Source organism: Shouchella rhizosphaerae, from assembly GCF_900142675.1.
GTDB lineage: Bacteria > Bacillota > Bacilli > Bacillales > Bacillaceae_D > Shouchella > Shouchella rhizosphaerae.
Genome location: NZ_FRBS01000001.1, coordinates 1,054,412 through 1,073,650, shown reverse-complemented (window position 1 = coordinate 1,073,650; position 19,239 = coordinate 1,054,412). Strand labels below are relative to the sequence as shown.

The following is a 19,239-nucleotide window of genomic DNA, read 5'->3' as shown; positions in this document are numbered from 1 at the left end:
CGCGCCTACTGGCTTTTTATGCCGACTAGCGGCGAGGAATGACAAAAAACGTAGCAGTCGCTTTGGCAAGCAAACGTTCTTGGTCATCAAACGCTTCCCCTTCTAAAACAATGAGCTGTTTGCCTTTATGGACAATTTTGGCTATGCATCGCATGAAAGAGCCTTTTCCAGGGCGAAGGTAATGGATATTGAGCTGGGAAGTAACCGCCGTTAAATGGGGCGGGAGGCTGTTCATAGCAGCGCCGCCTAGAGTAGAATCAAGGAGGGTAGCAGTCATGCCGCCGTGGACGATTTGAAGGGGATTATGGACAAGGGGGCCTAGCGGCATCCGCATTTCAAATGTTTCATTGTCGTGTTGGCTTATTTCTGCTTTCGTAATCCCGGATAAATAGGTAAGTTGTTCATTTTGTTGTTTGGCGAGCAGCCCGTCTGTGATTTGCTCAAGGACAGCCAGCTCTTCTTCTGTTGCATGTTCGATATAGTGGTTCAATTTTTCTTTAACATCCATGTCATTCACCTTTTTTCACATATCTAGTTGGTCTACATACTCTAGTAGTGTACCAAACATTAAAGTGCTTGCGCAAAAAAAGATGAACGTTGGACTCGGTGGGCGGATATACTACTATACATAATCCATTTAAGAGAGGATGGTACAGATGGAAGACAAGGCGAATCTGCATCCTTCAGTTGAGGAATTTAAAGCGTTTGTACGGGAACATCCGAGGCTCATAAAAGAAATAAAAGAAGGGAACAAAACACTCCAGCATACCTATGAGGAATGGACGGTCCTTGGCAGTTCACATGAACACTGGGCTCCTTATAAAAATAAAGATACCACTGCTTCGTCCGCTGCCAATGAAAAAGAAGAAACTGCCGACGAGTCTTCTAGCACGGGTACAGAATTTATCAATCAATTGATGGGCATGGTTAAAAAAATGAATATCCAAGATTTGCAATCACACTTAAACCACTTTAGTACAATGCTTACCAATGTCCAAGGCTTGATACAAACGTTCCAAAAGCCGTCAGAACCAGTGCGGCAAAGGGAAAGCGAATCGCCTTTTTCTTTTAGAAGAGATTAAGGGGGGCAGCAAATGAGAGAAGAAGTACAGCGAAAAATTTTTGAACAGCCAGAATTAAAGGCATTTATCCGCTATCATCCTGAATGGTACCGCCGACTTGGGCGACAGCCTGACCAGCTTGCGGCAATGGAAAGAGAAGCAAATTATTTTTATGGAAAAACATGGCCGCAACGGGTTGAAAAAATGCAAAACAATGTCAGCATGGTCATGATGTTGATGGAAATGTTGAAAATGGGGCAAAACACAGTAGCGGAGACAGTCCAATCCGTAACGAACAATTAAATGTCCGTTGCGGATTTTTTGATGGCCTCATAAATGAATGATTCTGGGCGCAAACCTTGCTCATGGAAGCCTTGGTTGCCGAAGAGCACATTGAATTCAAGGATATAGAAACGATTTTTAGCAGCGAGGACATCAAAGCCAGCGTGGTTGATGTTTAATGCTCTGGCCACTTGTTCAACGAGAGCGACCGCTTCTTTTGGGATGGCTTCAAAGGAAATCGCGCCTCCTTGAGCGATATTGTTGCGAAACCCTGACTCATTTATGCGCCAATAGCTGTTGACAACGCGATCTCCAATCACACATAAGCGCAAATCACGGTCGCTTTCAATGTATTCTTGAATGTAAAGGACTTCATGGCTGTCAGCGTAAGCGTGGAGTTGTTGTTCATTTTCAATAAAGAACACGCCTTGTCCCATCGATGAACGCACCGTTTTGGCGATAAAAGGAAAAGAAAAAGATTCAATGATTTTCTGAACCATGGCGTTACTCGAGCCAACAATCATCGTGTTCGGGACATTGTCTGGACAAACAGCCCATAACGCACGTGTCATTTCGATTTTGCTATAGCCAAGCTGAATGCTTTCAATGCTTGGGAAAATCGGTTTTTTAAAGCCATAGACGAGGCTCGTCACTTGCCAATTTTCAGGGAAAAGGCATAGATCGGCGTTCGTAATCTTTTGGCGTTCCTGAAACATCGCTTCAGGCTTTATGTAATCAATGCCTGGTATGCCAATTGTCCGGAATGGGTTAAATGTAACAAGGTTCAAAGTATTTCCTCCTCAAGGAAAAATAGGTGTTGGCAACAAAGGAGAGAAGCAATTAACGGAATGAATTATAGAGAGGTTTTAGGTGGCTTGTCAACGTATAAATGATTAGCCTAAAAAGAAATAATCGTGCTACAATGGAAGAGGAGGTGTGCCATGATTGCTACAATTGATGCGATGGACATGCTTCAAGCGTCAGATGAGCTGGCAGCAATGGTGCTGCAATCAAGCGTGTTTGCTAACTATCGCTTATCCCGTGCCCGTTTTGAAGAAAACCGTGCTGCGCAAGCAAAGGTAGAACGCTTTAAAAAAGTGAAGCAAGCCCATGAGGAAGTGCAGCGGTTTGGCAAATATCATCCCGATTATAAGTCGGTATCCGCGGAAATTCGGATCGCAAAGCGCGAGTTGGATAAAGATGAGGTCATTTCCGCTTTTAAGCAAGCAGAAACAGAACTGGAGTCGCTTTTGAATGAACTCAGCACCATCATCGCCCATAGCGTTTCTTCTTCTATAAAAGTACCTACAGGTAACCCGTTTTTTGACTCAATGCCTTGTAGCGGCGGCTGTGGCTCAGGAGGGAGCTGCAGCTGCGGCTAGGCAGTTTTAGGCCTTGAAACGTGGATAAAATCAATGTAGGATGAGAAAAATGATAGCAACGCAAATTGATTTGATCAAAAGGGGAATGGAAGATGATTAGCCCAAATCGGCAAGGGATTGTTGTCTGGCTTACGTCGCTTAAATATGCACGCCAGCTAAGACGGTTTGGACATGTCCAGTACGTCTCAAAGAAAATGAAATACGTCGTTTTTTATTGCGACCAGTCAAAAGTGCCTGAATTGGTTGACAAGCTTTCCAGCTTTCATTTTGTTACGGACGTTAAACCATCCATGCGCCCGTTTATCAATACGGAGTATGAAGGGGCGAAACCAGATAAAGCGAAAGAATACGATTACAAATTAGGCATATAGCCTGGAAGGTGGTTGATCCTTCCAGGTTTTTTTATGTCGATTCCTTAACTTAACGGTGGTAATATTCGCTGGAAGCGGAGTAAGCCAACAAGGTATTGGTCGTATAATTCGATATCGTAAAAGGCCCTTTTTGGCTTCACTTCCAGTTTGAAAACGGTAAAGCCAAGTTCGGAAGCGAGTGCGTAGAAGGCAGCTAGTCGTTTATTTTGGCGATTGTTTGCCTGAAACCCTTCCCTACATATGTAAATCGGCATAAATTGGCTGTCTCCGGCTGGCTTAAAGCATACGGCCAAGGAGGAACGCCCTTCTTCTGTTTGCAATTCTAAAAAAGCATGGGCGCGCTTGGCATTGCTTTTTGCCAGTTCTAGCAGTTCAAAGAAATCAGTATAGCCATTTCCTAGTTCGATAAATCGTTGAATCATCGTGCATTTCCTCCAACTACGTTTGAGTGCAGAATAGCATGGGAGCGAGCCTTTGTCGAGCAAAAAATAGGCGCCCTTCATGAAGAAGAGCGCCTTGCCATGATTTTCACATGGCTATGGGAGAGGAGAAACCGGAGGAAGAGCTTATGGGGAAACGTAAGCCTTCTCCGCGGTTGTCGCAACACGTACTGTGCTGCTAACATCCAGTATGGTCATGGAATCGGCGCTTTATACACATCTTTTAACAGCTTTTTGAAACAAGTCGTTTTGCTCTAGTGGGGAGGGGACGAATGATCCGGCTATTCGAGCCTGGAAGTCTTATTGCTCTCGTTTGTAGCAATTTGCTATCATCAATGTTAACTAGAGATAATGTTGCTATATGAATAAAAGAAGATGGAAATCATTTAGTACTGAGCTAGCTCTTTATCTGTAGATTGTTCGTTTGGCCTTAAAGCGATTGTCTGCGTGTCCAATCGATCAATACAGCTTGGACTGTATGCGTGTTGCAAGTAGGAGCGGTTCATATATGGTACGATAGAAGAAAAACAGATGATTAGGTGATGGAAATGAGGGTTATTGCCGGTGAAGCACGGGGCTTACAGTTAAAAGCTGTTCCTGGAAAAACAACACGGCCGACGACAGATAAAGTAAAAGAAGCGATGTTCAATATCATTGGCCCTTATTTTGATGGAGGGAAGGCGTTAGACCTTTATGCAGGTAGCGGCGCTTTAGGGATCGAGGCGCTGAGCAGGGGGATGGAATCATGCATTTTTGTTGACCAGAACAAGCAAGCAATTGCAACAATCCACGCTAATTTAAGCCATACCGGCTATACAGATAAAGCAGAAGTATACCGCAACGATAGCTTGCGCGCTTTAAAAGCAGTCGGTAAACGAGATGTCGCCTTTGAGCTGATTTTGTTAGATCCCCCGTATGCCAAGCAACAAATCGCGACGATTTTTGGCTTGATTGACGACTACCATTTGCTTGCACCAGCAGGCGTAACAGTTTGTGAAACAGCGCTACATATACAGTTGCCAGACACAGCAGGGCCTTTAATAAAAGAGCGGGAAGAATGCTATGGCGATACAAAACTAACGGTTTACAAGAAGGGTTGATGAGATGAAAAGAGCAATTTGTTCAGGGAGCTTTGATCCTGTCACGAATGGCCATATTGACTTATTTGAGCGGGCTGGCGCCCTGTTTGACGAGATCATTATTGCGATTTTAATCAACAACAAAAAAAAGCCGCTTTTTCCATTGGCAGAACGGGAGCGGCTGTTACGGGAATCGATTGCCCATATAAAAAACGCAACCATTGATTCATTTGATGGCCTGCTTGTCGATTATGCGAGAGAAAAGGAGGCAACGGCGATTGTACGAGGCCTCCGCTCAAATGCTGATTTTGAATATGAAAAAAATATTGCCACCATGAACAAAGAACTGGCGCCACAGTTAGACACCCTTTTTTTAATGACAGATCCGAATTATTCTTATGTCAGTTCCAGCATTGTTAAAGAGGTGGCGAGCTACTCCCAAGATGTGTCAAAGCTCGTGCCACAGCCTGTTGCTCATGCTCTTAAGGAAGTATACCGGCGCTAGTCGGTTTCTCGTAACAAAACGCGGGCGTTGGCGAAAATAAAATACAACAACGCACATAGGGTGATCATGCCGCCGTAAGCAGCGAGCCATTCCCAAATACGTTCGCCAAACAAAGCAGGGGCGTTGGCGCCAAAGCTTCCTGTTTCGTGGGCATTCGGTTTATAGAGTGGTTGGAAAAGAAGTGCAGCTAGCAAAGCAGCAAACACACCGTGCAGAAAACGGGCGAAAAAAAATGGGCGGAAGCGAAGGTCTGACTCAGTCAAGATGCTGGCCACTTGGGCCTGCACTGAAAAGCCGCCGAACCCAAGGATGAAAGAAACAACAATGAGCTGAAACCATATAGATACGCCGTCTGTGCTGCTTATTTGTTCAGCGCCAATTGTGATTTCAAACAGACCAGCTAAAAAAGGCTTAGCTAGTTCAGGCGGAAGCCCAACAAGGGAAAAGAGCTGTTGGACTGCGAATGCTACAAGGCTAAGAACGCCTAGTAGTGACAGCATCTGGTTTAATACGGAAAACAAGATAATAAAACCGCCAATCAACAGCAGCGTTTGGATCGATGAGCGAACCGCATCGCCGAGCAACTTACCGAGCGTGCGCCCGTCTTTTAAGCGTTCTTCATGCAAAAGCAAGAAAGCGTCTGTTAGCTGTAGCCCCTTTTTGCTGCGGCTTCTCTCGTCCGTTTCAGAAACTCCATAAAAACGCATGGAAAGCCCGACTAACACGTTGCCGCCATAGTGGGCAATTGCTAAAACCATTCCTAATGCAGCGTCGTGGAAAAAACCGACTGCAATCGCCCCAAAGATAAACAAAGGATTGGACGAATTGGTAAAAGCGGCAAGGCGTTCGCCTTCTATTCGCGTGACTTTTTTCTGTTGGCGCATGCGGACAGCTAGTTTAGCTCCTGCAGGGTTGCCGCTGGCTAGCCCCATTGCCCAAACAAAGCCGCCAATGCCAGGTACAGAGAAGAGCGGGCGCATAAGCGGTTCCAATAGTACGCCTATAAACGAAACGACTCCAAAGCCGATCAGCAATTCGGAAACGATAAAGAAAGGCAAAAGCGACGGAAAGACGACATGCCACCACATCTCAAGACCGCGAGTAGACGCGTCCAGTGCCTCTTTAGGGAACAGCATGAGCGCACATGCAAGCACAATTGCGGCGCCCGCAAGGAAACCAGTTTTAACGAGCGATGCAAAGTGGGCTTCTTTCATGAATGGGCGTCCTCCTTTTTCATAGCCGATGCCTGTCCTCTTAAATATACGCATAACGGTTTGGTTTAGACCATAAGATTGAAACACGTTAAGCGAACGAGTACAATAAGGAGGAAATGCCTATGGGCGCCAAAAAGCCAACGATTGGACTGGCCCTTGGGTCTGGCGGGGCTAGAGGCTTTGCCCACGTTGGTGTGTTAAAGACGCTTACAGAAGCGGGGGTTCACATTGATTATTTAGCTGGTAGCAGTATGGGTGCATTGGTGGCGACTATGTATGGCGTAGGCCATTCGGTTGAAACGATGGAAATCTTTGCGAAACATTTCAAACGAAAATATTACTTGGATTTTACGGTCTCAAAACAAGGGTTGATAGCTGGACAAAAGATTGAAAGCCTTATTCGTCTACTAGCTAAAAGAAAAAAGCTGGAGTCGCTTTTTCCGCCAGTTCAAGTGGTAGCAACTGATCTTTTAAGCGGCCAAAAAGTGGTGATGACAAAGGGAGACGTCGCCAAGGCCGTTCGAGCAAGCTTGTCGATTCCAGGCATTTTTGTCCCTGTCCAACGGGACGGGCAGCTTTTAGTAGATGGCGGGGTGGTAGAACGGGTGCCTGTATCTGTTGTCCGGCAAATGGGGGCGGATATTGTCATTGCTGTTGATGTTTCCTTTTTCCGCACAACCCTTACATCGCCCTCAATCTACGAAATTCTTATGCAAACAATGGATGTAATGGGAAGGGAGTTAGCCCGGAAACAGGAACATGCTGGTGACATTTTGCTGCGGCCGATTTTGAAACACTCGTCTCCGTTAGATTTTTCAGAGACAGACCAGCTCATTAAACAAGGGGCAGATGCATGCAGACAACAACTCCCGGGGATTTTGAAGTTGATTGACCAATGGAGGTAGGAGATGGAAGGGACGCGACGTACGTTTGCTTGGAAGCGTTGGGTGCTATTATTTATTATTATCGTTGTTCTTGGACGGCTGGAGCTTCCTTATTATTATAGTCAACCTGGGATTGCCCAAACGTTGGAGGGAATGATTGAGGTAGAGGAAGGCTATAAAGACGATACGGGTGCCTTTATGCTGACAACGATCAGAAGTGCAAGGGCGACACCGTTGCTAGCAATTTGGTCGCTGTTTAGCCAATTCCGCTCACTTTCTCCGGCTCCTAAGAACATTTCAGATGAAGAATATGATGAGCGGCAAATTATGCTGATGAACAATTCGCAAGAGAGCGCGAAAATAGCGGCATATCGAGCTGCTGGCAAAGGCGAAGTGGAAATTGACTACAACGGCGTTTTCGTCACAGGCGTGGTTCCTGGTATGTCGGCTGACGGTGTGCTGGAAGCAGGCGATTTGATTACTGCTGTGAATGGCGAAACGATCGAAACAGTCGAAGAGCTATTTGACCACATATCCAATTACAAGGAAGGGGAAACGGTAGAACTAACGTATGAGCGGGGTACGGCTATCCGCACAGATACGTTTACCTTTTCGACTTTTCCTGTAGACCAAAGCGTTGAAGACGGGCAAGTAGGCATTGGCATTGTCGGGCCAGTAACGAAACGGTCAGCAAGGTTTGATCCGGATGTCGAGATTTCAGCGGGATCCATTGGCGGGCCATCCGCGGGATTGATGTTTGCCCTTGAAATTTATAGTCAGCTTCTTGAAATTGATTTAACAAAAGGGTACCAAATTGCAGGAACAGGAACGATTGACGATGATGGGAATGTTGGGCCAATTGGCGGAGCCAAGCAAAAAGTGGTTGCCGCTGATCGGGAAGGCGCTGATTATTTCCTTGCCCCTAATGAAAATGGGGCGCACAATTCCAATTATAAAGAGGCGAAAGCAGCCGCCGAAGCGATTGGCAGCAAGATGGAAATCATTCCAATCGATACATTGGAAGAAGCATTAAGCTTCCTTAAAGGGCTTCCCCCAAAAGAAAGCGCAGCATCTTAGCTGCGCTTTTCCCAATTAATCGGTTTTTGCTGGAATTCTCGGGTGACCTCCTGCTTTAGCGCCTGTGGAGGCAATGGCAGCCAATAACATTGGCTAATGCGGAGCTCTTGCTCCCCTGCTTGCCCGTAGCGGCGCAGTTCCCCTTGTCTTGTAACGAGGGGCAAAGAAAAGTTTTTTTTGTTTTCTCTTATGTATGTTTTGCCTGTTTCGCTCATACCGAGAAGGCGAATGTAAGCGGGGCCGCTTTGCTGGATAGCCGCATTTTCTTCTGCGGTTGTGCCCGTTAACAAATGGGCAAACAAACGTTGGAGCCTCGTTTGTGTATAACGTTTCGATTTCGTAGCTGATAGCCAGCCTTGAAAGGAAGAAGCGCTAAATAGTGAATCTCTTAAGCGGTGCTCAAGCCCTTCGCTGCATTCAGCCGTTTTTGCTAATTCAGCAAGTGGCGTCGTCAGCACTTTGTGCTGGAGAAAGGGGAAATAATGTTCCCATGTATGCAGCAACTGGTAACGGCGCTTATACATTTGAATGAGGCGGGCTGTATGAGCAGGTACGGCTGTCTCAATGTTTTCGCCAGACAATAACGCTTTGCGGATTGCCGTTGCGCTTGCAATGGGCCCGGCAAACTCCTTGTCATGGTAACCGGCTTGAATACGCAACGTTGTCGTTGCTTCCATGCTGATTCCAAGGCGTTGGATCGCTTTCACGTAATGGTAACCAAGAATATTGTTCGGCTGATCTAACGGCAGCAATTTTTCGTGTCCAGACAGCATTGAAAAGGCCTGTGCGCTTGCTTTTGGGTATGAAACCCCATCTTTTAAAAACTGTTTCACATGGTGGTTAAACGCTACTTGGTGGTCGTTCATAAACTCGGCAAGTGCATAAAAAGGAGCGATTTCCCCTTTCTCACTGCCGAAGTTTAGTACAGAACAACGGAGTGCCGCTAAGATCGTCACTGCGCCTTCGGCGAAGCGCTCTGCCGTCTGTACGGAATAAGCATAAGGGAGTTCAACAACGAGGTCTGCTCCAGCAGCCAATGCCATTTCTGCCCGGTACCAGCGTGATAAAAGCGCTGGTTCGCCCCGTTGCAAAAATGTGCCACTCATGACAGCGACGACCACGTCTGCGCCCGTTTGCTGCTTTGCTTGTGTCAAGTGGTGCAGATGGCCATTATGAAATGGATTGTATTCTACAACTAAGCCAAGTGCCCTCACGCCAATAAGCCCTCCTCTTGATTTTGCGCATGGTCATCCCACATGCTAAAATGGGACGTACTTGGGTAAATTATAACCTATGGTAGCGTTAAGGGAAACGCCAGTAGCTGTAAAGAAAAAAGATTGACATTATGAAGCCTTGGTTTTATAATGATTCTTGTTGCCTTATGAGGTGAATTAAGTATGGAATGGAATGTTCAGCAGTTGCAACAGGCTCGCTTTGAGCCCATTCATTTCGAGCAAACGATCGAAGTGGAAGACGGTCTTACTGAACATCAAGATGTACGAGCGGCGAGCCCCATTCAAATCAATGGGACAGTGTCGGCAAAGCACAATGTATACTCGTTTTCATTTACTTTAAAAGGTGAGCTGACGCTTCCTTGTTCACGGACATTAGCCGACGTCGTTTGGCCATATGAGCTAAAGGAAGAAGCGCATTTTGTGCCCGAAGGTGAAGTGCCTCCGCCGGAGCTTGAAGTAGAGGATACGTACACGTATACAGGTGAAAAGATTGATTTGCTGCCAGTTATGAAAGAGCGGATCTTTGTCAACATACCGATTCAAGTCTTTGCGGACAATCCTTCAGATGTGCAGGCACCCCCGTCAGGAAATGGTTGGGAGCTTGTGACGGACAAGGAGAAAAAAGAGCGGATTGACCCGCGGCTCGCTGATCTAGCAAAATTTTTTGATAAAGAGTAGTACTGTATCGTCCGAATGCTTGAAGGAGGTGTTAATAATGGCAGTACCGTTTAGAAGAACTTCTAAAACAAGGAAAAATAAACGCCGTACGCACTTTAAATTAGAAGTGCCAGGTATGGTGGAATGCCCAGAGTGCGGAGAGTACAAACTTTCTCACCGCGTCTGCAAAGCGTGTGGAACATACAAGGGTGAAAAAGTAGCATCTAAGTAAGCAGAGAGCCTCCAGGCTTTCTGCTTTTTTTTGAATAATATTCTGCAAAATAGGGTAATCTGGTTTAATAGAAAACGTCTATTTAACCAGAGGAAAGCATAGATTTTAGGAAAAGAACCGATTTTTTCGTCTATCGCCATGCTATACAACAAGCCGTTTAGCTAGGTCGTTGCCGTTTTGATTCGATCGCCTAGAGTCGGAAACAAGCAGCTTTGCTAAAAACCGTACTGATCCATCCCAAATAGAGGAAAATGCGTGGCGAGCGTCCATCGGCTTTCACTGGGGTAGTTTAAGCCCATTAGTATAGGAAGAAAAGAGGAGGACAAACAATGACAGCTAACCGCCAAGACGCGTGGGCGCAGGAAGATGATTTGCTCCTTGCCGAAACGGTGCTTCGCCATATTCGGGAAGGCAGTACTCAGCTTGCTGCATTTGAAGAAACTGCAGAAAAATTATCACGGACAAGTGCAGCTTGCGGATTTCGTTGGAATTCCACGATTCGCAAAAAGTACGAAGCCGAGGTGGCGCTTGCCAAGAAAAAAAGGGCTGCGAAGAAAAGGGAGCAAGCAAAAACAAAGGCAAAGACTGGAACGACTAGCGATAACGCCGTTATGCGAAGAGCAACTGAAGAAAAAGCAGTGCCTACATCCAACAACATAGAGTTAGCCGATGTAATTGCATTTTTACAAGGGCTTAAAGAGCAACAACATAGCCAAGCAGAAGCGAAACAGTTACAAGAAGAAAACGAACGTTTGAAACAAGAGTTAGAAAAAATAAAAAAAGAAAAACAAGTGATTGCAGACGATTACCGTGCCCTGTTGGAAATTATGGAGCGTGCGCGAAAATGGACGAACACAGATGGAGAGGGCAATGTCTAATGGACGATGTTGCACTTGTCAACGAAAAAACAAGCCGCTATTTAAGTGAACGGCTTGTTTTTTTGATTATTCCGCCCTTGCTTGCTCAGGCTTTGTTGTTTGTTCTTGCACCCCTTGAGGAAACCATACGTATGGGCTCTCGCCCCGGTCTCGTGCTTCATTGTAAGTGATAGGTTCGAAGCCAAGTTTGTTCCAAAATTCGCCTGTGCTTTGACGTGCATTCGTTTTAACTGGCAGGCCGAAGCTTTTGGCAAAGTCAACGAGTGCCCGCCCGTAACCTCGTCCGCGGTAAGGCTCTAGCACTTCTAGTTTCCACAGTTCCAAGTAGTCTTGCGGAGGGTCAAAATAGCGGTCGAAGTTGCCGTCAATTTTGTATAAACTCATTCGTGCAACCAGTTTTTTTCCGTAATAAATACCATAAAAAGGGGACTCGCTGTCATTTTCAATTATACTGTTCTTTAAATCGTCTTTCATGGAAAGCTCAGCAGCGCCATATTCTCTGAAATGGCGAAACTCTTCTAATGTCTTGTAGTTGACGAGCAAGCGCTCAACTTTAATGGTCATAGTCATCCTCCTCCAGTACCTTTACTCTTCCTCTTCTATTTTACTAGAAAACAAATGAAAACGCATTAAAAACAAAAAAGTTTGCCAACGATGGCAATCTATGAACTTGGCTGTGATACAATAGGACCAACTAAAAAAAGAGGGGTCATTTTGTGAAAATTGCAGTAATCGGAGCTGGGGCTGTAGGCTTATTTTTGGCAGCTAGTTTTAAGCGCCCAGGACAAGATGTTGTTTTAGTAACAAAACGGGCAGAACAAGCCGCTCTATTAGCAGACCGCGGCATTGGAGTAACAGGGAAAATAAAAGCTGAGAAAAACGTGCAGACGCAAGTAGGCATCGGCACGAAACCATTTGACCTAATTGTGTGCGCTGTCAAATCTTATGATGTAGCTAGCATAGTAGCGATAGGTCAGTCATTGGCGCACGATGAAACAAGATGGTTGTTTGTACAAAATGGCATGGGCCATTTAAAGGAGATTGCCCATCTAACGGGAAAGGTGGCAGTCGGAGTATTGGAATACGGGCTGTTCAAAGAAGGCGACACTGTAGTTGAGGTAAGAGGCCTCGGCAGTCTGAAAATCGCTCCTTTTAAAAGAATGACAGAACAAGATATCACTGTCATTGGCGATGCAGCCGATGGGCAGGTTTTGCACATACAAACATTTCCCGACTACAACCCGATCCTCGAAGAAAAACTGATTGCCAATGCGTGCATTAATCCATTAACAGCCATTACTGGTGAAAGAAACGGCGCCTTCATTAAGCAACAAGGCTATATGGCAGCAATGAAAAGCGTATTCGATGAAGCGGTAGCTGTACTTGGGCGCAATAATGACGAAGCGCTCTGGCATTACGTAGTAGCGGTATGCAAGAAGACAGCGAATAACGAGTCATCGATGCTTGTCGACTATCAGCAGGGGCGGAAGCTAGAGCTTGATGCCATTTTAGGTTATCTTATCCACCTTGGCGAAAAGAAACAAATTGATACGCCACGCTTATTATTATTGTATCAACTTTTGAATAGAGGTGAGACGAAATGACAACAGCTGTGTCTGCTATTGTCGCGACATTTGTCACATTCCCGCTCTTGCCTTGGCTACTTATCTGCTTCGTTTTGCTCCGTTGGCAACCTAAGCAAAAAGCAATCCGCCATGCGAGCGATTGGACGCTGCCGTTTTTCTTGCTGGCTGTTGTTTTTATATGCCATGAGCTATGGCCAGGACATGGAGCTTGGCTCGCAATCATTTTTATTGCCGTTTTAACAGTGTCGCTGCTTTTGTTTATGCATTGGATCCATCCGACTGGAACGCCAAAAAAGAAAACGACTGCGGCTTGGCGCAGTTTATTTCTCATCGCTGGCCTTTTGTATCTTTTTTTGCTAGGGGCGGCATTTTTAGACCGTGTCGTGTTTGCTTAAAGGCGCAAAGCAACTTATTTGGTTGCGCTTGCTGTTTTTGCTATGATGGAACACGATAAGGTCATAGGAATTGAGGGGAATTGAAAATGAGAATTGAGGCGTTGGACACACGGCGTTTAACGGGGTTTTTAGCTGAATATGTCAACCAACCAGATCAATGCAGCGATCTGTTCTCGTATAGATGGAAAACGAATGGCTGGGAGCAAGAACGGAGCGAAGATTTGGCGAAGCGCTCTTTTTCCCATCGTCAAGCGCTTTGTCGCTTGCTTGAAGCACGCCATGCGCCATTAAGGAAGCGAGAGGCTTGTATGGACAACATACATAAACTCAAGCAGGAAAATGCATTAGTCGTTGTGGCGGGGCAACAAGCAGGGCTCATGACTGGCCCCCTATATACAGCTTATAAAGCAATGAGCGTCATTTTACTGGCGAAACAATATGAGGCAACGTTAAACCAACCTGTTGTACCACTTTTTTGGATAGCCGGAGAAGATCATGACTTAGACGAAGTTCGTTATGTTCATTATTTAAAAGGCGACATGTGGAAAAAGTTGATGTTAGGAGACGAACCGAACGGAGAAGCTGCTAGCACAAAAGTTCTTCCTAAAAAAGAGTTGGACACATTTTTGGCAAAGCTGTTTGCCTCTTTGCCTGAGACGAGCTACACAAACACGCTGAAAGCAATGGTTACGCAGGCTGCAGCTACAGCCGGTACTTACACAGAATTCTTCAAATTGCTGATGCATGAGCTTTTTTACCGTGAAGGCTTGCTCTTTTTAGATAGCAATGACCCAGAATTGCGGGCCATTGAACGTCCTTTTTTCAAGCAATTGATACGCAAAGTCGACGCTTTGCAAGAATGCCAGGCCGCTGGGGAAGCCCGTTTCGTAGAGAAAGGCTATCCATCTCCAATCGCGACAGAAAAACAAAACGCCCATCTGTTCTATACGCTCGATGGCAAACGGCGCCGTCTTGATTATGAAGCTGGCCGTTTTTATGTCAGGGAAACCGAACGGCAATTTACAAAAGAGGAGTTGCTTGCGGAAGTCGACAGCCATCCACAACGTTTTAGCAATAACGTCGTCACGCGCCCGCTTATGCAAGAATGGCTGCTACCTACGCTTGCTTTTGTGGCTGGACCTGGCGAGCTTGCCTATTGGGCGACATTGAAAGACGTGTTTGCGCTGTTTGATTATAAACTGACCCCTATTATTCCGAGATTATCGGCCACATTCGTCCCTTGCCGAGTCGAAAAGCATTTGCGCGAACGCAAAGAAGCAGCAGAAACCTATATTTTGGGCGAAGGAGAAAAGCTCAAGGAAGCGTGGCTTGCGAGCCAACATTCTTATCCAGTCGCGCAAAGGGCACAAGCGGCCGCTGAAGCAATTGAAGCAGCCCATCTGCCTTTTAGGGAACTGGCCGGAGAAATTAGCCCGACATTGGAAAAAATGGGTGAAAAAAACCGCGCATTTATTCAAGGGCAAATTGCCTTTTTGAAAGAACGGATGGAACGGGAAATACGGGAACAGCATCAAGTGGGACTGAGCAAATACGATGAAGCGATGACGTGGCTACGTCCGAAAGATGCACCGCAAGAGCGAATTTTACATTCGTTCATTCTGTTAAATACAGCAGGGATAGACATCTTTTCCCGCTTGCTTGAGAAAAAACCACCCCATACGGGCGCCCATCTTGTTTTTTACGTGTAATCTTGTCAGCTTGTGTCAATCGAAAATGTATGTGAAATCCTGCTCCGTGAGCAGGATTTTTTTTAATTCTGTGGAAAATTACACGATAAGGTGGTGAAAAGTGGAGGGTTGTGGTAAGTTAAGGGTAGAAAGTGGGGGAGGAGGCAGGCAACAATGTTTTTAGGGGAATACCGGCATACAATTGATGAGAAAGGCCGGATGATTGTGCCTGCTAAATTTAGGGAACACCTCGGCACCCCTTTTGTGATTACCCGTGGCCTAGATAATTGCTTGTTTGTTTATCCCCAAAGCGAATGGGACAAATTGGAAAGCCAATTAAAAGAACTGCCTTTCACAAAGAAGGACGCCCGTGCTTTTACGCGCTTTTTCTTCTCAGGCGCAAGTGAATGCGAGCTTGATAAACAAGGGCGAATGAATGTACCCCAACCCCTTAGAGAATACGCAAAGCTAGAAAAGGAATGTGTGGTGATCGGCGTTTCTAACCGGATGGAAGTATGGAGCAAGACGCTTTGGGAAGACTATGTATCCCAGTCTGAAGATTCCTTTGCCGACATTGCCGAGAACTTAATTGATTTTGATTTATAAGATAGGATGGGACGTATGTTTTCACATATAACGGTACTAAAAGAAGAATCTGTAAATGGTCTCGCGGTGAAACCAGGAGGCGTGTATGTGGATTGCACGTTAGGAGGCGGCGGCCATTCAGAGCGGATTTTAACGGCGCTAGCAGGCGAAGGCCATCTTTATGCCTTTGACCAAGATGAAGCCGCCCTTTCGTTCGCAGCAGAGAAGCTCTCTCGATTTAAGGAGAATATCACATTCATACGTAGCAATTTCCGGCACATAAAGGAAGAGCTGCAAATGAGAGGCGTTGACAAAGTAGATGGAATTCTTTTTGACTTAGGTGTTTCATCCCCACAACTTGATGAAGCAAGCCGAGGCTTTAGTTATCATCAAGACGCCCCACTTGATATGCGGATGGACCAGAGCGCATCGCTCACAGCCAGAGAAGTGGTCAATACTTGGCCGTTTGCCAAGCTCCATTCGATTATTTCAAGATACGGTGAAGAAAAGTTTTCTAAACAAATTGCCCGCAAAATTGAAGCATACCGGCTGAAGCAACCGATTGAAACGACTGGTGAATTAGTGGACATCATTAAAGAAGCGATTCCTGCCCCTGCTCGACGTGCAGGAGGACACCCAGCAAAACGGACATTTCAAGCCATTCGGATAGCCGTCAATGATGAACTAGGCGCTTTTGAGGATGCGTTAACGGATGGATTTGAACTATTAAACGAAGGCGGGCGCATGGCTGTCATTACCTTTCATTCCCTTGAGGACCGCTTATGCAAGCAAATGTTTAAGGAGAAAACGAAGCTGCCAGATTTGCCTAAAGGGCTGCCTATTATTCCTGCCGATCAAAAGGCGCCATTTGCCTTGATCACCAAAAAGCCGATTGTAGCCAATGACGAAGAAATAAAAGCAAATAACCGTGCACGCTCTGCAAAACTGCGCATTATTGAAAAAGAAAAACAGACAGATTAAGGAGGCGTTTACATGGGAGCACAACGACACTATCAACCACATCCTCAGCGGCACAAAGAAGGATTGCGAAAAGAAAAGCAAATTGTCCGCTACCGGGCACGCATCACTCTTGGCGAAAAAATCATAGCGAGCTTTTTGGCAATGGTACTTTTTCTCATGCTCGCTTTCATTGTACATAATTATGCGACACTCTATGGTTTGAATGTATCGATCCAACAGGAGAAATCAGTCATTAGCGAGCAAGAATTAACCAATGCAGGCTACCAAATGCAGCTTGATGAACTAAGCTCACCTGAAAATGTACTTGACCGTGCACAAAGAATGGGAATGGAATCTTCTGGAGAAAAAGAGTAACGGTTTTCAAGACGAGTTCAAGCGAGCTCGTTTTTCTTACTTAGGAAAGGAGTGGTGGAAAGTGGAAATAAAACGGGCGGTGACAAATAAACGTGCCGTCACCCTTTTGTTTGTGTTTCTTGGTTTGTTCACTATTTTGCTTGGCCGCATGGCGTACATTCAAATAACCAAAGAAGTGAAAGGCCATGATTTGGTCGCTATGGCAGAGGCGAAGTATAACCGCTCGCAAGTGCTTGAAAGCGAACGAGGGGCTATTTTAGACCGGCACGGCAGCGTACTTGCCGAAGATGTGCCAGCTTATAATGTCATCGCTGTTTTATCCGATTCCCAAGGCCCAACCCAATATGTGAAAGATCCACAGGAGACAGCGCAAAAACTAGCGCCTTTGATCGGAATGGAAGAAGGCGAGTTGGAAGCGCGTTTGACGGATGGGAAAGAAAACGGTCGTTTCCAAATTGAATTAGGGGCGGGTGCTAGGAACCTTACATATGAGCAAAAAAATGAAATTGAAGCGCTGAATTTGCCTGGTATCCTAATTCAAGAAACGAAGAGACGCTATTACCCGAAACAAACGTTTGCTTCTCATGTGATTGGTCACCATAATAGCGAAGACAGCGCCTATAATATGGGCTTGGAAGCAAGCATGAATGACTACTTGCATGCCGAAGACGGCCATATCGAATATGCAAGCCTTGGCAAAGGACTCTCGTTAGGAGCGGGGTCAGACCGAGTAACATTGCCTAAAAATGGAGCAGATATTTATACAACGTTAGACACGTCGATTCAGGCTGCAATGGAGCAGGCAATGTCGCAAGTCGAGGCAGAATACGAGCCTGAAAAAATGACCGCGATTGCTGCTGATCCCCGGACAGGGGAAATTTTGGCGATGTCAAATCGGCCGAGCTTTAATCCGAATGATTACCGTAATATTGAAAATTACTTAAACTTGGCTGTTCAGGACGTAGTTGAACCAGGATCAACGATGAAAATGTTTACGATCGCCGCAGCGATAGAGGAAGGGGAGTTTGAGGACGACAGTACATACCAGTCAGGGCGGTACGAAGTTGACGCCAATTCTCCCCCTATTAATGACGTAAACCGTTCTGGTTGGGGAGAAATCTCCTATGCTGAAGGGTTCCAGCGTTCTTCCAATGTGTTAATGGCGAAGCTTGTCCTCGAACGGCTAGGGATGGAACGGTTTTACTCGTATTTGAAGCAGTTTGGCTTTACTGAACAAACAGGCATTGACTTAGCGAATGAAGCATCAAGCAATGTCGTTGAAGGAAGGCGTGCCGACGCCGCCCGCACCGCTTTTGGACAAAACTCAACGGTGACAGCGATCCAAATGATCCAAGCGGCAACAGCGATCGCAGGCGACGGGAAAATGAAAAAACCTTATATCATTAAAGAAATAGTTGATGAAAACGGCGATAAGATCCGGGAAACAGAGCCAGAAGTGGCTGGGGAGCCAATCTCCGAGGAGACAGCCAAACATGTGAGAGAGCTATTGCGTGGAGCCGTAGCCGAGGACCACGGCACAGGCAAGGCATACAACATTCAAGGACTTGAGGTCGCAGGCAAAACAGGCACAGCGCAAATTGCTGAAGACGGAAAATATTTATCAGGCCATGGCCAATACCTTTACTCTTTTCTCGGTATGGCCCCTGCTGATAATCCGAAAGTAATCCTTTATGTCTCTGTCACAAAGCCGAAATTAGATGACAACGAATCGGGCAATGCCCCTGTCTCGATGATATTTAACGCTGTTATGCAGAGCAGCATGACGTATATGGACTTGGAGCCAAATGAAGAGGAATTGCTGCAAGAAGCAGAGGAGCAAGGTTTTGAAATGCCTCAACTGGCCGGTGAACGGGTAGACAAAGCAGCCGAAACCATTCCTGGTGAAGTGGTTGTCCTTGGTGAAGGAGAACATATTACGGACCAACAGCCAGCGCCAGGAACGAAGGTTCTTCCAGGCGATCGGATCGTCTTGCTTACAGATGGCGAGGTCAAGATGCCAGACATGGCAGGCTGGTCATCGCGTGACGCCATGAAAGTGGCAGCTTTGCTTGACTTAACGCCAGAATTTAAGGGCAATGGCTATCTGCAGTCCCAGAGCATAGCCCCTGGTGAGCCTGTAGAGGAACAAAACCTTCTCAATGCTGAGTTTGCCTCGAACAACGAACGAGATGAGCAAGAGGGCCATGATCAAGGGGGAGCCGGCGCAAATGCGGAGCGAACAGACGAAGAACTCGAACAAGCTTTCGAGGATGTAGAGGAACCAGTGTCTGAAGGAGATGAGGAGGCAACGACAGAGGAGGAAGAGAGCGATGGCGATCAGCCTGAGTAACGT

At 46.1% G+C, this 19,239-nt stretch carries 24 protein-coding genes; 18 read left to right on the top strand and 6 right to left on the bottom strand.

Annotation, left to right across the window (positions count from 1 at the left end; genetic code table 11):
• Positions 1-25: 25 nt before the first annotated feature.
• Entirely contained in the window at positions 26-508 is a 483-nt protein-coding gene (locus BUC05_RS05520) for a PaaI family thioesterase (protein WP_011247228.1), read from the bottom strand.
• A gap of 148 nt (positions 509-656) precedes the next feature.
• On the opposite strand from BUC05_RS05520, the gene BUC05_RS05515 reads away from it, so the two are divergent.
• Together BUC05_RS05515 and BUC05_RS05510 are read left to right on the top strand one after the other, a co-directional pair.
• Positions 657-1,082 (top strand): YlbD family protein, encoded by a 426-nt coding sequence (locus BUC05_RS05515; protein WP_011247227.1) that lies wholly within the window; start codon positions 657-659, stop codon positions 1,080-1,082.
• Positions 1,083-1,094: 12 nt separating this feature from the next.
• Positions 1,095-1,364 (top strand): YlbE-like family protein, encoded by a 270-nt coding sequence (locus tag BUC05_RS05510; protein ID WP_011247226.1) that lies wholly within the window; start codon positions 1,095-1,097, stop codon positions 1,362-1,364.
• Here BUC05_RS05510 and BUC05_RS05505 read toward each other — a convergent pair.
• On the bottom strand, positions 1,361-2,131 hold the full coding sequence (locus BUC05_RS05505) for an ATP-grasp domain-containing protein (RefSeq protein WP_073304260.1): 771 nt from the start codon (positions 2,129-2,131) through the stop codon (positions 1,361-1,363). The genes BUC05_RS05510 and BUC05_RS05505 overlap by 4 nt on opposite strands.
• Positions 2,132-2,284: 153 nt before the next feature.
• Between BUC05_RS05505 and BUC05_RS05500 the strand changes: the two genes are divergently transcribed.
• Positions 2,285-2,725 carry a YlbF/YmcA family competence regulator gene (locus BUC05_RS05500; RefSeq protein WP_011247224.1) on the top strand — a complete coding sequence of 147 codons (441 nt, stop codon included), beginning with the start codon at positions 2,285-2,287 and terminating at the stop codon, positions 2,723-2,725.
• Positions 2,726-2,817: 92 nt separating this feature from the next.
• Positions 2,818-3,096 (top strand): YlbG family protein, encoded by a 279-nt coding sequence (locus BUC05_RS05495; RefSeq protein WP_011247223.1) that lies wholly within the window; start codon positions 2,818-2,820, stop codon positions 3,094-3,096.
• A gap of 44 nt (positions 3,097-3,140) precedes the next feature.
• Here BUC05_RS05495 and BUC05_RS05490 read toward each other — a convergent pair whose 3' ends face one another.
• Positions 3,141-3,518 carry a DUF7147 family protein gene (locus BUC05_RS05490; protein WP_011247222.1) on the bottom strand — a complete coding sequence of 126 codons (378 nt, stop codon included), beginning with the start codon at positions 3,516-3,518 and terminating at the stop codon, positions 3,141-3,143.
• A gap of 566 nt (positions 3,519-4,084) precedes the next feature.
• Here BUC05_RS05490 and rsmD point away from each other — a divergent pair.
• Complete coding sequence (gene rsmD, locus BUC05_RS05485) at positions 4,085-4,636, top strand: 16S rRNA (guanine(966)-N(2))-methyltransferase RsmD (protein ID WP_035201569.1); 552 nt, start codon at positions 4,085-4,087, stop codon at positions 4,634-4,636.
• A gap of 4 nt (positions 4,637-4,640) precedes the next feature.
• Positions 4,641-5,120, top strand: coding sequence for a pantetheine-phosphate adenylyltransferase (gene coaD, locus BUC05_RS05480; RefSeq protein WP_011247220.1), 480 nt, complete (start codon positions 4,641-4,643; stop codon positions 5,118-5,120).
• Here the strand turns inward: coaD and ylbJ are convergent.
• Positions 5,117-6,334, bottom strand: a complete 1,218-nt coding sequence (gene ylbJ, locus BUC05_RS05475; protein WP_035201567.1) for a sporulation integral membrane protein YlbJ — start codon at positions 6,332-6,334, stop codon at positions 5,117-5,119. The genes coaD and ylbJ overlap by 4 nt on opposite strands.
• Before the next feature lie 122 nt (positions 6,335-6,456).
• On the opposite strand from ylbJ, the gene BUC05_RS05470 reads away from it, so the two are divergent.
• Positions 6,457-7,239 (top strand): patatin-like phospholipase family protein, encoded by a 783-nt coding sequence (locus BUC05_RS05470; protein WP_073304258.1) that lies wholly within the window; start codon positions 6,457-6,459, stop codon positions 7,237-7,239.
• Between the two features lie 3 nt (positions 7,240-7,242).
• Positions 7,243-8,295 carry a SepM family pheromone-processing serine protease gene (locus BUC05_RS05465; protein ID WP_011247217.1) on the top strand — a complete coding sequence of 351 codons (1,053 nt, stop codon included), beginning with the start codon at positions 7,243-7,245 and terminating at the stop codon, positions 8,293-8,295.
• Here BUC05_RS05465 and BUC05_RS05460 read toward each other — a convergent pair.
• Positions 8,292-9,509, bottom strand: coding sequence for a nucleotidyltransferase (locus BUC05_RS05460; RefSeq protein ID WP_073304256.1), 1,218 nt, complete (start codon positions 9,507-9,509; stop codon positions 8,292-8,294). The genes BUC05_RS05465 and BUC05_RS05460 overlap by 4 nt on opposite strands.
• A 183-nt stretch (positions 9,510-9,692) precedes the next feature.
• Here BUC05_RS05460 and BUC05_RS05455 point away from each other — a divergent pair, with 183 nt between their 5' ends.
• The 3 genes from BUC05_RS05455 to BUC05_RS21880 all read left to right on the top strand — a co-directional run bounded on the left by BUC05_RS05455 (position 9,693) and on the right by BUC05_RS21880 (position 11,297).
• Positions 9,693-10,208, top strand: a complete 516-nt coding sequence (locus BUC05_RS05455; RefSeq protein ID WP_073304254.1) for a YceD family protein — start codon at positions 9,693-9,695, stop codon at positions 10,206-10,208.
• Positions 10,209-10,245: 37 nt separating this feature from the next.
• Complete coding sequence (gene rpmF, locus BUC05_RS05450; protein WP_011247214.1) at positions 10,246-10,419, top strand: 50S ribosomal protein L32; 174 nt, start codon at positions 10,246-10,248, stop codon at positions 10,417-10,419.
• Positions 10,420-10,748: 329 nt separating this feature from the next.
• Positions 10,749-11,297, top strand: coding sequence for an RsfA family transcriptional regulator (locus BUC05_RS21880; protein WP_073304252.1), 549 nt, complete (start codon positions 10,749-10,751; stop codon positions 11,295-11,297).
• Between the two features lie 66 nt (positions 11,298-11,363).
• Here BUC05_RS21880 and BUC05_RS05440 read toward each other — a convergent pair whose 3' ends face one another.
• Positions 11,364-11,861: an N-acetyltransferase gene (locus BUC05_RS05440; protein ID WP_011247212.1), complete on the bottom strand. Its 498-nt coding sequence runs from the start codon at positions 11,859-11,861 to the stop codon at positions 11,364-11,366.
• 152 nt (positions 11,862-12,013) lie between these two features.
• On the opposite strand from BUC05_RS05440, the gene BUC05_RS05435 reads away from it, so the two are divergent.
• The 7 genes from BUC05_RS05435 (at position 12,014) to BUC05_RS05405 (ending at position 19,236) form a co-directional block, all read left to right on the top strand.
• Positions 12,014-12,901: a 2-dehydropantoate 2-reductase gene (locus BUC05_RS05435; RefSeq protein ID WP_073304250.1), complete on the top strand. Its 888-nt coding sequence runs from the start codon at positions 12,014-12,016 to the stop codon at positions 12,899-12,901.
• The gene (locus tag BUC05_RS05430) at positions 12,898-13,278 is read left to right on the top strand and encodes a DUF3397 domain-containing protein (RefSeq protein WP_063609881.1); all 381 of its coding nucleotides are present in this window, start codon (positions 12,898-12,900) and stop codon (positions 13,276-13,278) included. Before BUC05_RS05435 ends, BUC05_RS05430 begins: the two co-directional genes overlap by 4 nt.
• 86 nt (positions 13,279-13,364) lie before the next feature.
• Complete coding sequence (gene bshC / locus BUC05_RS05425; protein WP_073304248.1) at positions 13,365-14,987, top strand: bacillithiol biosynthesis cysteine-adding enzyme BshC; 1,623 nt, start codon at positions 13,365-13,367, stop codon at positions 14,985-14,987.
• A gap of 153 nt (positions 14,988-15,140) precedes the next feature.
• Complete coding sequence (mraZ, locus tag BUC05_RS05420; RefSeq protein ID WP_011247208.1) at positions 15,141-15,572, top strand: division/cell wall cluster transcriptional repressor MraZ; 432 nt, start codon at positions 15,141-15,143, stop codon at positions 15,570-15,572.
• A 15-nt stretch (positions 15,573-15,587) separates the two neighbouring features.
• Positions 15,588-16,532, top strand: a complete 945-nt coding sequence (gene rsmH / locus BUC05_RS05415; protein WP_073304246.1) for a 16S rRNA (cytosine(1402)-N(4))-methyltransferase RsmH — start codon at positions 15,588-15,590, stop codon at positions 16,530-16,532.
• Between the two features lie 12 nt (positions 16,533-16,544).
• Positions 16,545-16,886, top strand: coding sequence for a hypothetical protein (locus tag BUC05_RS05410; protein WP_073304244.1), 342 nt, complete (start codon positions 16,545-16,547; stop codon positions 16,884-16,886).
• A 61-nt stretch (positions 16,887-16,947) separates the two neighbouring features.
• Complete coding sequence (locus BUC05_RS05405) at positions 16,948-19,236, top strand: penicillin-binding protein (RefSeq protein ID WP_073304242.1); 2,289 nt, start codon at positions 16,948-16,950, stop codon at positions 19,234-19,236.
• Positions 19,237-19,239 lie beyond the last annotated feature (3 nt).

Coding starts and splice junctions, on each gene's coding strand:
- BUC05_RS05440 (WP_011247212.1), bottom strand. CDS start 11,861: ATGACCATTAAAGTTGAGCGCTTGCTCGTCAACTACAAGACATTAGAA.
- bshC (WP_073304248.1), top strand. CDS start 13,365: ATGAGAATTGAGGCGTTGGACACACGGCGTTTAACGGGGTTTTTAGCT.
- BUC05_RS05410 (WP_073304244.1), top strand. CDS start 16,545: ATGGGAGCACAACGACACTATCAACCACATCCTCAGCGGCACAAAGAA.
- rsmD (WP_035201569.1), top strand. CDS start 4,085: ATGAGGGTTATTGCCGGTGAAGCACGGGGCTTACAGTTAAAAGCTGTT.
- BUC05_RS05430 (WP_063609881.1), top strand. CDS start 12,898: ATGACAACAGCTGTGTCTGCTATTGTCGCGACATTTGTCACATTCCCG.
- ylbJ (WP_035201567.1), bottom strand. CDS start 6,334: ATGAAAGAAGCCCACTTTGCATCGCTCGTTAAAACTGGTTTCCTTGCG.
- BUC05_RS05495 (WP_011247223.1), top strand. CDS start 2,818: ATGATTAGCCCAAATCGGCAAGGGATTGTTGTCTGGCTTACGTCGCTT.
- BUC05_RS05465 (WP_011247217.1), top strand. CDS start 7,243: ATGGAAGGGACGCGACGTACGTTTGCTTGGAAGCGTTGGGTGCTATTA.
- BUC05_RS05470 (WP_073304258.1), top strand. CDS start 6,457: ATGGGCGCCAAAAAGCCAACGATTGGACTGGCCCTTGGGTCTGGCGGG.
- BUC05_RS21880 (WP_073304252.1), top strand. CDS start 10,749: ATGACAGCTAACCGCCAAGACGCGTGGGCGCAGGAAGATGATTTGCTC.
- BUC05_RS05490 (WP_011247222.1), bottom strand. CDS start 3,518: ATGATTCAACGATTTATCGAACTAGGAAATGGCTATACTGATTTCTTT.
- BUC05_RS05520 (WP_011247228.1), bottom strand. CDS start 508: ATGGATGTTAAAGAAAAATTGAACCACTATATCGAACATGCAACAGAA.
- rsmH (WP_073304246.1), top strand. CDS start 15,588: ATGTTTTCACATATAACGGTACTAAAAGAAGAATCTGTAAATGGTCTC.
- coaD (WP_011247220.1), top strand. CDS start 4,641: ATGAAAAGAGCAATTTGTTCAGGGAGCTTTGATCCTGTCACGAATGGC.
- mraZ (WP_011247208.1), top strand. CDS start 15,141: ATGTTTTTAGGGGAATACCGGCATACAATTGATGAGAAAGGCCGGATG.
- BUC05_RS05515 (WP_011247227.1), top strand. CDS start 657: ATGGAAGACAAGGCGAATCTGCATCCTTCAGTTGAGGAATTTAAAGCG.
- BUC05_RS05455 (WP_073304254.1), top strand. CDS start 9,693: ATGGAATGGAATGTTCAGCAGTTGCAACAGGCTCGCTTTGAGCCCATT.
- rpmF (WP_011247214.1), top strand. CDS start 10,246: ATGGCAGTACCGTTTAGAAGAACTTCTAAAACAAGGAAAAATAAACGC.
- BUC05_RS05510 (WP_011247226.1), top strand. CDS start 1,095: ATGAGAGAAGAAGTACAGCGAAAAATTTTTGAACAGCCAGAATTAAAG.
- BUC05_RS05500 (WP_011247224.1), top strand. CDS start 2,285: ATGATTGCTACAATTGATGCGATGGACATGCTTCAAGCGTCAGATGAG.